This is a genomic window from Cupriavidus phytorum (assembly GCF_003254285.1).
Lineage (GTDB): Bacteria > Pseudomonadota > Gammaproteobacteria > Burkholderiales > Burkholderiaceae > Cupriavidus > Cupriavidus phytorum.
Map to the genome: position 1 here is coordinate 171260 of NZ_QKZN01000001.1, position 12099 is coordinate 183358.

Sequence of the window (12099 nt, forward strand, 5' to 3'; positions counted from 1 at the left end):
CGATCGGGGGAGGTGCGCGGCGCGGGCCTAGTTCCGAAGAACTAGGCCGGCCGGCAAGACGTTCAGCAGGGCATGGGGGCGTTGCGGCGCGCGTAGTACCACCACGTCACCAGCACGCAGCTGACATAGAAGGCGATAAAGCAATACAGCGCGGCGTCTGGGGCGCCGGTCAGCTCCAGCGAGGTGCCGAAGCTCTTGGGGATGAAGAAGCCGCCGTAGGCGCCGATCGCGCCGGAGAAGCCCAGCACCGCGGCGGATTCCTTGCCGGCATCCTGCAGCGCCTGGCGCTGCGCGGCGTCGCCGTGGCCCTTCGCGGCGCGCTGGCGCTCGGTCAGGAAGATCACCGGGATCATGCGGAAGGTTGAGCCATTGCCGATGCCGGTCAGCGCGAACAGCGCGATGAAGGCCGCGAGGAACCAGGTGAAGTTGCCGCCGGCGCCGTCGTGCGGCAGCGCCGCCAGCACCGCGAACACCGCCGCGATCATGCCGACGAAGGTCCACAGCGTGACGCGCGCACCGCCGAGCTTGTCGGAGATCCAGCCGCCCACGGGCCGCGTCAGCGCGCCGACCAGGGGCCCGAGGAAGGCATAGGCGGTGGGGTTCACGCCCGGGAACTGCGACTTGGTCAGCAGCGCCAGTCCGGCCGAGAAGCCGATGAACGAGCCGAAGGTGCCGACGTAGAGCCAGCACATCAGCCAGTTGTGCTTGCGCTTGAAGATCACGGCCTGCTCGGCGAACGACGCCTTGGCATCGGCGATGTCATGCATGCCGAACCACGCGGCCAACGCCGACACCACGATGAACGGCACCCAGATAAAGCCCGCGTTCTGCAGCCACAGCTCATGCGTGGCGCCGTTAGCCTGGTATTGCTGCGGCTCGCCGCCGAGCGCGCCGAACACCGCCAGCGACACCACCAGCGGCGTGACGAACTGCACCACCGACACGCCCAGGTTGCCGATGCCGGCATTCAGTCCGGTGGCCAGCCCCTTCTTTGCCTTGGGGAAGAAGAAGCTGATATTGGCCATCGACGAGCTGAAGTTGGCGCCACCCAGCCCGCACAGCAGCGCCAGCACCAGCAGCGTGGGATAGCCGGTGGACGGGTCGCGCAGCGCGAAGCCCATGCCCAGCGCGGGAATCAGCAGCAGCGCGGTGGAGATTGCGGTGAAGCGGCGCCCGCCGAACACCGGCACCAGGAAGGAATAGAAGATGCGCAGCGTGGCGCCGGACAGCGCCGGCAGCGCGGTCAGCCAGAACAGCTGGTTCTTGGTGAACTGGAAGCCGGCGCGGTCGAGGTTGACCGCGACCACGCTCCACAGCATCCAGACCACGAAGGCCAGCATCAGCGCCGGGATCGAGATCCACAGGTTGCGGTAGGCGATGCGCTCGCCCTCGCTTTGCCAGAACGCCGCGTTCTCGGGCTCCCAGCGGGTGAGTACGGATGAGGTCATGATCAGTGTGCCTTGATGAAGAATGCGCGGAGGCGCGCGTGGGTCGGTGCCACGGTGCGGTGTCAAGCGGGCTGGGTCAGGCCGACGGCCTGGGCCTTGCGCTGGCGTTCGGCGCGGTGGCTGTAGTGCATCCACACCAGGCTCACGCACACGGTGCCGTACATCAGCATGAAGCAGCTGCTGCGGATGCCGGTCAGGTCGGCCAGCATGCCGAACAGGATCGGCAGCACGAAGCCGCCCAGCCCGCCGGCCAGGCCCACCACGCCGGAGACCGCGCCGATGTTGTGGGTGAAGTCGTTGGAGATGAACTTGAACACCGAGGCCTTGCCGATGGCGAAGGCGATGCCGACCACGAACAGCAGGACGGTGAAGAGCGTGGGCGTCAGTGCGATGCGGAAGGCCTGCGGGCCGCTGGTGGTCTGGATGATGAAATCGGTCTGCGGATAGCTGAGCAGGAAGAAGCCGACCCAGCTCACCCACATCACCCACCAGGTGGTGCGATGGGCACCGTAGCGGTCCGAGATCCAGCCGCCGATCGCGCGCAGCACGCCGCCCGGCAGCGAGAAGCAGGCGGCGAGGAAGGCCGCCACCTTGATGTCGAAGCCGTACTCGCCGATGTAGTACTTGGTCATCCACAGCGACAGGCCGACATAGCCGCCGAACACCACCGAGTAGTACTGCGAGTAGCGCCACACGCGCGGATCGCGCATCACCGCCAGTTGCTCGCGCCAGCCGACGCTGGACTTGACCATGTGCGTTGGATCGCTGCGCGAAAACACCCAGAACAGCAGCGCGGTGGCCAGCATCGCCACCGAGTACACGCGCGGCACGATGGTCCAGGTGCCGGCCGCCAGGATCAGCGCCGGCGCGACGAACTTGGTCAGCGCCGCGCCCGAGTTGCCGGCGCCGAAGATGCCCATCGCCAGCCCCTGGCGCGAGCGCGGGAACCAGCGCGCCACGTAGGGCGTGCCGACCGAGAACGAGCCGCCCGCCAGGCCGACGAACAGGCCCAGCACCAGCAGCTGCCACAAGGTGGTCGCATACGAGATCAGCCAGATCGGGATCACGGTGGCCAGCATCAGCACGAAGAACACGATGCGGCCGCCGAAGCGGTCGGTCCACAGCCCCAGCGGCACGCGGATCAGCGAGCCGCTCAGCACCGGGGTGGCGGCGAGCAGGCCGAATTCGGTGTCGTTCAGGCCGAGCTGTTGCTTGAGTGGGATGCCGAGGACCGCGAACAGCATCCACACGGCAAAACAGATGGTGAAGGCAAAAGTACTGGACGCCAGTGTCATTGCGGCGCCGGGCGGGATCGGCTCCGGCGCGCGGGGTTGGGTGGCCATGGCCATGCTCCTGTGTCAACTTTGGCGGGGGTGATGCCAGAGTAGGGGCGGGCGCTGGTGCTGCCTATTCGCCGGCAGCACAGCGCACGGGCGGGTGCTGACTGCCTTTGGAAGTAGTTCTACCGGGGGAGGTCGCCGGCGCGGTGGCGGTGCTATCGTGGCGACGACATGCGGCGCAGTGTTGGCGCCGCGGCGGCCAACACCGCTTCGCACCCGCGCCGCACCTCCATTGCCCTCCAGACATGGACACCATCCCCATCCTTCCCGCGCGGCGCACGCCGCCCTCCGGCAAGGCCCCGTCGGGCCCGCCGCCACGTGGCTTTGCCTTGTTTGCGCTGGGGTTCCGGCCGTTCTATCTGGGCGGCGCGGTGTTTGCCGCGCTGGCGATCGCGGCCTGGTCGGCAATGCTGGCGGGCATGCAATCGGTCGGTCCGGCACCCGTGCTGCCCGGGATGTTCTGGCATGCGCACGAGATGGTGTTCGGCTTTGCCGCGGCCATCGTGGTGGGATTCCTGTTCACGGCGGGACGTGCCTGGACCGGACAGCCCACGCCGACCGGTGCGGCGCTGGCCATGCTGTTCGGGCTGTGGCTGGCCGGGCGCGTGGGCCTGTGGGTGGCGCCCGGTATCGCGGCCTTTGTGGTCGAAGCCGCGTTCCTGCCGCTGGCGGCGCTGGCCTTTACGCGCACGCTGGTGCGCGGCGGCAATCGCCGCAACTATCCGCTGGCGCTCGCGCTATGGCTGCTGGCGCTGGCCGATATCGCCAGCCTGTGGCTGCAGACGCGCGGCCATGACGCCGGTGCGATGCTAGCCTGCCGCGCCGGCGTGGCGCTGGTGACGCTGTTCGTGGTGGTGATCGGCGGGCGCGTGATTCCGATGTTCACCACCAATGCGATTCCCGGCTTCCGCTTGCGCCAGTACCGGCAGGTGGATCGGCTGGTGATTCCCGCTGCGGTGCTCGGCCTGGCGGCCGGGCTGCTGCCCGTGCCGGCATGGCTGGTGGCGGCGCTGTCATTGCTGGCGGCGCTGGTGCTGGGCGCGCGCGTGGCGGGGTGGCGCGGCCATGCGGTCGGCAACCGGCCGATCCTGTGGGTGCTGCACCTGGCCTACGCGTGGCTGCCGCTGGCGCTGCTGCTGCAGGCGCTCGGTGCGCTCGGACTGGTGATGGCCGGGCTGGCGACGCACGCGTTCACCGTGGGTGTGCTCGGCGTCGCCATCATCGCCATGATCACCCGCACCGCGCTGGGCCACACCGGCCGCATGCTGGTGGCCGGCCGCGCCGAGACCGCGGCGTACTGGCTGGTGGCCGCGGCGGCGGTGTTGCGGGTGTTCGGGCCGATGGCCTGGCCCGCCGGCTACCTGCACTGGGTGTGGGGCGCAGGCGCGTGCTGGGTGGCGGGCTTCGGGCTCTATGCGCTGACGTATGCGCCGCGGCTGGCGCGTCCGCGAGTGGACGGCAAGCCGGGCTGAATCGCAGGGCGCAAGAAAGTCGCGCGGGCGCTCAGGGGCAAGCCTGCGCCATCGGCGCGCGGGCGCGCGTGCCTTGTTCCAGCTTCACGCTCAGCCACGCCACCGCCAGCGCCGCCATCGGCGCCAGTGCCGCAATCCAAGGCAACGCCGTTAGCCCCGGCCCGTGATCGACCACCACTCCGCCCATCCACGCGCCCAGGCCGTTGCCCAGGTTGAACGCGGCGATATTGAAGCTCGAGGCCAGGTTCTCGCCGGCGCCATGGGCGTGGCGCAGCACGCGCAACTGCAGCGGCGACACCGTGGCAAAGGCCGCGACGCCGAGGATGCCGACGAAGGCCACCACCAGCACCTGGCTGTGGATGGCCAGCGTCATCGCCGCCAGCACCACCGTCAGCGCCGTCAGCGTGGCCAGCACCGCGCGTGTGGGGGCGCGGTCGGCAAAGCGGCCGCCCAGCACGTTGCCGACGATCATGCCGGCGCCGAACAGCAGCAGGATTGGCGATACCGCCGCCTCGCCAAAGCCGGACACGCGCGTCAGCAGCGGCTGCACGTAGGTGATCACGGCGAAGATCCCCATCGACTGCAGCACCGTCATCAACAGCCCCAGCAGCACCTGCGGGCGGCCGATGGTGGCCAGCTCGTCGCGCAGCGCGACGCGTGCGCCGTGGTCCTGGCTCTTCTGCACCAGCAGCGCGATCACCGCCAGCGACAGCAGCCCGACCAGCGTCATGGCCCAGAAGGTCGAGCGCCAGCCCAGGTGCAGGCCCAGCCAGGCGCCGGCGGGCATGCCCAGCAGCGTGGCCAGGGTCAGGCCCGAGAACATCACGGAAATCGCCGAGGCACGGCGGTCTTCCGGCACCAGCCCGGTGGCGACCACGGCGCCGACGCCGAAGAAGGTGCCGTGCGTGAGCGAGGTCAGCACGCGCGCGATCATCAGCGTGGTGTAGTCGGGCGCCAGCGCGCAGGCGGCGTTGCCGACGGTATAGATCACCATCAGCGCCAGGAGCACCGCCTTGCGCGGCATGCGGCGCGTCAGCAGCGTCAGCACCGGCGCGCCGGCGAACACGCCCAGCGCGTAGCCGGACACCAGCATGCCGGCCGCGGCGATGGTCACCTGCAGGTCGGCAGCGACCTGCAGCAGCAGGCCCATGATCACGAATTCGGCGCAGCCGATGCCGAACGAGCCGGCCGTCAGCGCGTACAACGCCATCGGCAGCCGGCCCCGGGCGGGCGCGGCGAGGGTGGAAGGGGAGGAAGCCATGGTCGGAGAGGGACGCAAGGGAGGACGAAGCCCGCAGTCTGGCCCTTTCCGGCTTCAGTAAAAACCGGCATGATCCATAATCAGTTTCAATAAATTGTTGAGAATCATGGACCGGATCGGCGATATCGGCCTGTTTCTGCGCGTGCTCGACCTGGGCTCGATCAGCGCCGCGGCGCGCAGCCTGGACCTGTCGGTGGCAGTGGCCAGCCAGCGCCTGCAGCGGCTGGAGCGCGAGCTGGGCGTGCGCCTGCTGCATCGCACCACGCGGCGGCTGCACGCGACCCCCGAGGGCGCGGTGCTGGCCGAGCAGGGGCGCGCGCTGGTGGACGACCTGGAGGCGCTGGGGGCGTCGCTGCGGCAGGCCGGCACCGGCATCACCGGCACCTTGCGGGTGACCACGTCGTCGTCGTTCGGGCGGCTTTACGTCTCGCCGCTGCTGCCGGAATTCCTGGTCCGCCATCCCGGGGTATCGCTCAGCGTCAACCTGAGCGACCACGTGCTGGACCTGGTCAGCGCGGGCTTCGACCTGGCGATCCGGATCGGCGCGCTCGACGACTCGGCGCTGGTCGCGCGCCGGCTGGCCAACAACCGGCGGCTGCTGTGCGCGTCGCCCGACTACCTGCGCCGGCGCGGCACGCCGCGCACGCCGCAGGACCTGGCGCGGCACGATTGCCTGCTGCTGGTGGGCAGCCAGGGGCGGCAGGATGTGTGGCGGCTGGGCGATGGCGCCAGCGGCGAGATTGCCGTGCGCGTGCGCGGCCGGATCGAGGCCAATACCGGCGAGCTGCTGTCCGACGCGGCGCTGGCGGGCTTCGGCATCGCGCTGCATTCGGCCTGGCATGTCTGCGCCGACCTGCGCGCCGGCCGGCTGGTGCAGGTGCTGCCCGATTACCCGGTGGCCGACACCGGCATCTACGCGGTGATGCCGCAGCGGCGCCTGGTGCCGCCGCGCGTGCGCGCCTTCGTCGATTTCCTGGCCGAGCGCCTTGGCGACGACCCGCCGTGGGAACAACTCCGCGGCGGGTGAGCCCGGCCCCGGCTACGCCGGCGGCTGCGGCGCGGGCGCGGCGTGGCGCCGGTAGTCGCCCGGCGTCATGCCGGTCCAGCGGCGGAACGCGCGGAAGAACGAGTTGGCATCGTCGAAGCCGAGCCGGAACGCGATCTCGCCCAGCGACAGCGCGCCTTCACTCAGGTAGTGGCCGGCCAGCTCGCGCCGCGCGTCTTCGCACAGCGTGCGGAAGCTGGTGCCGGCCGCCATCAGCCTCCGCTGCAGCGTGCGCTCGCTGATGTCGAGATGGCGCGCCACCGCGGCCAGGCTCAGGGCGCGGTCGCCGGCCAGCTGCTGCAGGGCACTGCGGACATCGTAGAGCGAGGCCGCTGCCGGCCGCAGGTCGCGGCTGGCGGGGGGCGCCGCCGGGCTGGAGCGGTCTCGCGCCATCAGCCGCAGCGCCAGGTCGCGGCGGCCGAACACGATCGCGTCTTCGGGCTCGCCAAAGCGCACCGGGCAGTCGAAGGCCTCGGTATAGCGCAGGTGCCAGGCGGGCCGGCCGATGCGCAGCGAGACCCGCAGCGGATGCAGCGGCTTGCGCGTGAAGCGCCGGCCGAAGGCCAGCAGCGAGCACAGCTCCATATCGATGCGCGGCCGGCTGTCGGGCGCCTCGGGATCGCTCGGGCGGATGCAGACCCAGGCTTCGTCGCCCTGGCGGCGCAGCTCGACGCGGTCGCCGGCCAGCAGCTTCTGGTAGCGCGCGATGCGCCGCAGGGCGGTCCCCAGCGACGGGCCGGCCATCGCCGGCAGGCCGGCCAGGCCGAGCAGGTCGGGCGGCATCCGGCTGCCCAGCCACAAGCCGATGGCGGGGTCGCCGGTGGCGTGATAGACGGCCAGCAGCAGGTGGATGGCCTGTTGCGGGTCGGCCGCATGCGCGGCGGGTTGGTGGTCGCAGGAGTCGGAGTCGGTGTCGGATTCCGGGGCAGGCGCGAGTGCCGATACGTCGTAACCGCCTTCACGCAGCGCGTGCAGCAGGTCACGAGGCAACGGCCCGGCCTGGATAGGCTCTTGTTGTGGCATCGTCGTTTTCTGGCTGGCAAGGTGGCGCAAATGCGCCCGTGCAGCCCCCGGTACGAAAGAGATTACGCGGTGACGATGGCCCCTTCAAGGGCGCGGGGCGGCGGGAAGTGTGTGCCAGGCAGCTTAACGGACGCTCGCGGAGGCACCCTTGGATGCCAGGCGACAGGAAGGGCCGCGTCGCTGCTGGCTTGGCGGGTCGCTGCAACCCGTTGCTTAAATTTTGGGCAGTCCGGTGCGGTGGCGCACAGACCGGGGTTTTCGGACAGCGCACGGCAGGATATCCACAGATTCTGTGGATATCACGTCGGAGTTTTCAACATGGGTTTGTGCGGCTGCCGGCGGGCGTCGGAAGCGGGTATGCTGGGCCGGTTTGACCGCATGGCGGGGCGCCTCCGGGCACCATTGGCCTCCGACGATGGGTCCCGGTCCCGTCGCGATCAGGCCGCATCCATGCGCCATTTCGCATCATCGTGCCGCCAACGCAGCACCAGGTCCCGGCATCCCACTTTCGCGATTCAACCTGCCCGCCGCCATGTGCCATGACTGGTCGTCCGCCTTCCCGCCCCGCCTTGCCGTGTTGCCGCTGCTTGCCGCCGCCGTAGCGACGTCCGGGTGCGTGGCGCAGTACCGGGTGCCTGCCGGTGCCCCGTCCGCCAGCGTGCGGCTGGTGACCAGCACCGATGAAAACACCTCGTTCACCGTCGTCGATCCGGCCAGGTGCCCGGATCCGGCCCGGCCGCTGGTGCTGGCGGGGATGGGCAGGCAGTTGTCGGCGATGGGAAGGGAGCGCAGCCTCGACATGGCCGGGCGTTCGCCCGAGCCGGCGGCGCGCACGCGTGAACGGCTGGTCGAGGCGGGCCGGCGCATCTATGTGGCGGTGACGTCGTCGGCCGCGCCGCCGCTGCCCGAGATGCGCTGCGCCGCGGGCGTGTCGTTCGTGCCGGTGGCCGGCGCGCAGTATGAGATCCGCTACCAGCGCGACGAGACCGCCAGCCAGTGTTCGGCGCGCATCCTGCGCCTGCAGCCGCTGGCCGACGGCGGCGCGCGCCTGACGGCCGAGCCGACGCAGCAGGGTTTCCGGGCGCTACGAAAGGATTATGTCTGCCAGGCGCTGTGAAACCCGTCCGGGCCCCCCGGCTGCGGACGGGTTGGCGGGGCAGCGGGCAACCGGCTCGGCCCGCTGAGCCCCCGGCGGCAGGACTGGTTTACTGCTCGATCAGGAAGCGCTCCGGACGCTTGCCCAGCCAGGCCGGCGCACGTCCGCGGCCCGACCAGGTCTTGCCGGTCTTGGGGTCCATGTACTTCGGGGGCAGGGCGGCGGCAGTCTTGCGCGCGCTGCTGCCGGCGGGACGGCCGCGCTTGCGCCGGGGCAGGATGTCTTCCGCGGTCAGGCCATATTCGGTCATCAGTTCGCGGATTTTATCGATCACGCCCGCCACTTCGTTCGCGCGCACTTCATTCAGCTTGGCTTCCAGCGCTTCCTTCTCAGCCAGGAGTTGCTTGTATGTCGCCATTTATATCCCCTTTCTGCAATTAGGCCGCTGCATGGTACTAGAAATTCAGGTGACAGAGCACCTGAAAAAATTTTACAAAAAATAACGCAGATTGCACGGACAGATTGTCGGGGCGTTTGTCGGGGCGTTTGTCGGCGTCATTGTCTCGCCGAACGCGGGAACCAATGTCGCAGCCATGGCCGCGACATTGTCCCGCTCAATGGTCGTTTTGCTGTGCCGGGTTTCCATTTTCTTGCCCTCATTCAGGGCCAATCGAAATACGCGCGGCGTCCGGCTTTAGCGCCTAGACTGTTTGTCTGCGCCCCGCGCAGTGCCACGTCATGACTACCGGAGCCCCTTATGAGTCAGCAGATCTTTGTCAATTTACCCGTGCGCGACCTGCAAAAGTCGATTGCCTTCTTTACCCAGCTGGGCTTTTCCTTCAATCCGCAATTTACCGACGATACCGCGACCTGCATGATCGTCGGCGAGAACATTTTTGTGATGCTGCTCACTGAAGCCAAGTTCCGCAGCTTCTCGCCCAATGACATCTGCGATGCGCGCAAGGCCACCGAAGTGCTGGTTTGCCTGTCGATGGAAAGCCGGGCCCGCGTCGATGAAATGGTCAATGCCGCGGTGCTGGCGGGTGGCAATACCTACAAGCCGCCAATGGACCTGGGCTTTATGTATGGCCATGGTTTCCAGGACCTCGACGGCCATGTCTGGGAGCTGGTGTACATGGATATGGCGGCAATGCAGGCGTCGCAGTGAACGCGCCATCGCGCCGGGCCGGCGCCAAAAAAAACAGCCCGGGAAAGCAGGAAGCCCGGGCTTGAAATCCACCTGGATCGCGGTGGAGGAGACATCTGGTTGTCAGCGTCCCGGCAGCATCCGGGACGCGGTCATGCAGGGTGGTGTCAGATCGCCCAGCCGCCGGCGTAGAACGCCGCCAGCACTACCGCGATCGCCACGGTGCCGAGATTGAGCTTGCGCCATTCGCCGGCCACGATGCGGCCCACCACCAGGGTGCAGAAGCCGAGCATGATGCCGGTGACGATATTGCAGGTCAGCACGATGAACACGGCGCAGACCAGGCCGGCCAGTGCATCGACCAGGTCATCCATGTGCAGGCGGCTGACGCTCGACAGCATCAGCAGGCCGACGTACATCAGCGCCGGCGCGGTGGCGTACGACGGCACCAGCGCCGCCAGCGGCGAGAAGAACATCACCGCCACGAACAGCAGGCCCACCACCACCGCGGTCAGGCCGGTCTTGGCGCCGGCGGCGACGCCGACGGTCGACTCGATATAGGCCGCGGCCGGGGCGCCGCCGAACATGCCCGAGAAGATCGAGCTGACCGAGTCCGCGGTCAGCGCGCGCCCGCCGTTGTGGATATGGCCGGCGGCATTGAGCTGCCCGGCCTGTCCGGCGACGGCGCGGATGGTGCCGGTGGCGTCGAACACCGCGGTCATTACCAGCGCCAGCACGCTCGGCAGCACCGCGGCCGTCAGCGCGCCGCGCACGTCCATGGCGCCGATCAGCGACTCGTGGCCCGGTGCGCTCAGCGACGGCAGCGCGAACACGCCGGTGAACTTCACCGCCGGATCGAAGGCCAGCCCCAGCGCCGAGATCGCGATGATCACCAGCAGGATCCCGCCCGGCACCTTGCGGCGCTCGAGCCCGAAGATCGCGGCCAGGCCCAGCACCGACATCACCACCGGGAACGAGGTGATCTTGCCCAGCGCCACCGGCAGGCCGGCATGGGTGTTCTTGACCACCAGCCCGACTTCATTCGAGGCGATCAGCAGCAGGAACAGGCCGATGCCGATGCCGGTGCCGTGCGCCACACCGGCCGGCAGGTTGCGCAGGATCCAGCTGCGCACGCCGGTGACCGAGATCGCGGTGAAGATCAGGCCCATCAGGAACACCGCGCCGAGCGCAACCGCCGGCGACAGGCCCTGGCCCAGCACCAGGCCGAAGGCCATGAACGCGGTCAGCGAGATGGCGCAGCCGATGGCGATCGGCAGCTTGGCCCACAGGCCCATCAGCAGCGAGCCGAAGGCCGTGGTCAGGCACACCGCGACAAAGACCGCGCTGGTATCGAAGCCTGCCTTGCCCAGCATGCCGGGCACGACAAAGACGGCGTAGACCATCGCCATGAAGGTGGTGACCCCGGCCACCACTTCCTGGCGCTGGGTGCTGCCGCGCGCGGTGATTTCGAAGAACGCGTCGAGCCGGCCTTTGACTTCCGGAACATGGGGGGCGTGGTGGGCTTGCGGGCGTGCGGGATCGGCCTCCGCCGCGGACGACGGATAGGGTTGTTCGATCATGATGCGCTGTCTCCTTGCGGGCGCTGCAACGTCCGTCGTGCGGAACGTCGTCAGGCGGTCTCACGTGGTTCTGGTCTGGGCTGGAGGCGGAATCCTGGCCAACCCCGCTGTTATCGGTGTGCCGCTTGTCGGTGCCTTCTGTGGGCGTGATCCGGGCAAGGCTGAAGGCTAGGTGAGGCGGCGCCAGCCATCATCACCGGCGCTCAATGCGCGGCATGTGCAAGGGAGAATATCGAATGTGATGCCTGAGTATCTCTTGCCAGTGAAGCCGCTCCAGGTGGCGTTTTCGGCGGCTGCCATTATCAGGCGATACATATACGGCCTATAGGGAATGACCCCGGATGCCCGGGGGTCGACTTCTCTATACTAGGGATAACCCTGAATCGTCTCGCGATACGGGCCGAATCCCGGCCGGAAGTGCTTCACGAGACACTAAACCTGTTTCCCACCGGAAAGGAAGAATCGCCATGCAAGCACTCGTCGACACCCTTTATCGCCAGCCCGCCCAAGCCAAGTCGGCCAAGCCCGCCACGGCCGAGGGGGCGCGTGATGTCGCCTATTACGCCCGCATGGGCGGCGGCCAGTCGCTGGCCGCGCGTGTACGCGCCTACTTCGCGCAGGGCTGGACGCTGTACGCGGCCAATGCGCGCGAGGCCGCGCCGATCCGCTGGCTGTAACGCCCCGCGC

11 protein-coding genes are annotated in these 12099 nt (G+C 68.8%); 5 read left to right on the plus strand and 6 right to left on the minus strand.

Features of this window, described 5'->3' with window-relative positions:
• Window positions 1–62: 62 nt before the first annotated feature.
• A complete protein-coding gene (locus tag C7416_RS00795; RefSeq protein WP_111516674.1) occupies window positions 63–1448 on the minus strand; it encodes a NarK family nitrate/nitrite MFS transporter in 1386 nt (461 codons plus the stop codon).
• Between the two features lie 62 nt (window positions 1449–1510).
• A complete protein-coding gene (locus tag C7416_RS00800; RefSeq protein WP_111516675.1) occupies window positions 1511–2791 on the minus strand; it encodes an MFS transporter in 1281 nt (426 codons plus the stop codon).
• A gap of 242 nt (window positions 2792–3033) precedes the next feature.
• Between C7416_RS00800 and C7416_RS00805 the strand changes: the two genes are divergently transcribed.
• On the plus strand, window positions 3034–4260 hold the full coding sequence (locus tag C7416_RS00805) for an NnrS family protein (RefSeq protein ID WP_111516676.1): 1227 nt from the start codon (window positions 3034–3036) through the stop codon (window positions 4258–4260).
• A gap of 31 nt (window positions 4261–4291) precedes the next feature.
• On the opposite strand, the gene C7416_RS00810 is transcribed toward C7416_RS00805, so the two are convergent.
• Window positions 4292–5521, minus strand: coding sequence for an MFS transporter (locus C7416_RS00810; protein WP_111516677.1), 1230 nt, complete (start codon window positions 5519–5521; stop codon window positions 4292–4294).
• Between the two features lie 106 nt (window positions 5522–5627).
• Between C7416_RS00810 and C7416_RS00815 the strand changes: the two genes are divergently transcribed.
• Window positions 5628–6548: a LysR family transcriptional regulator gene (locus C7416_RS00815; protein WP_111516678.1), complete on the plus strand. Its 921-nt coding sequence runs from the start codon at window positions 5628–5630 to the stop codon at window positions 6546–6548.
• Between the two features lie 12 nt (window positions 6549–6560).
• On the opposite strand, the gene C7416_RS00820 is transcribed toward C7416_RS00815, so the two are convergent.
• Window positions 6561–7589 (minus strand): AraC family transcriptional regulator, encoded by a 1029-nt coding sequence (locus tag C7416_RS00820; protein WP_240988222.1) that lies wholly within the window; start codon window positions 7587–7589, stop codon window positions 6561–6563.
• Between the two features lie 631 nt (window positions 7590–8220).
• Here C7416_RS00820 and C7416_RS00825 point away from each other — a divergent pair.
• The gene (locus C7416_RS00825) at window positions 8221–8706 is read left to right on the plus strand and encodes a hypothetical protein (RefSeq protein WP_240988221.1); all 486 of its coding nucleotides are present in this window, start codon (window positions 8221–8223) and stop codon (window positions 8704–8706) included.
• 88 nt (window positions 8707–8794) lie between these two features.
• Here C7416_RS00825 and C7416_RS00830 read toward each other — a convergent pair whose 3' ends face one another.
• A complete protein-coding gene (locus C7416_RS00830; RefSeq protein ID WP_111516681.1) occupies window positions 8795–9103 on the minus strand; it encodes an H-NS histone family protein in 309 nt (102 codons plus the stop codon).
• A gap of 339 nt (window positions 9104–9442) precedes the next feature.
• Between C7416_RS00830 and C7416_RS00835 the strand changes: the two genes are divergently transcribed.
• Window positions 9443–9853, plus strand: coding sequence for a VOC family protein (locus C7416_RS00835; RefSeq protein ID WP_111516682.1), 411 nt, complete (start codon window positions 9443–9445; stop codon window positions 9851–9853).
• A 146-nt stretch (window positions 9854–9999) separates the two neighbouring features.
• Here the strand turns inward: C7416_RS00835 and C7416_RS00840 are convergent, their stop codons facing one another.
• Window positions 10000–11412 (minus strand): NCS2 family permease, encoded by a 1413-nt coding sequence (locus C7416_RS00840; RefSeq protein ID WP_111516683.1) that lies wholly within the window; start codon window positions 11410–11412, stop codon window positions 10000–10002.
• A 467-nt stretch (window positions 11413–11879) separates the two neighbouring features.
• Here C7416_RS00840 and C7416_RS00845 point away from each other — a divergent pair, with 467 nt between their 5' ends.
• Window positions 11880–12089 (plus strand): hypothetical protein, encoded by a 210-nt coding sequence (locus tag C7416_RS00845; RefSeq protein ID WP_111516684.1) that lies wholly within the window; start codon window positions 11880–11882, stop codon window positions 12087–12089.
• Window positions 12090–12099: the final 10 nt, after the last annotated feature.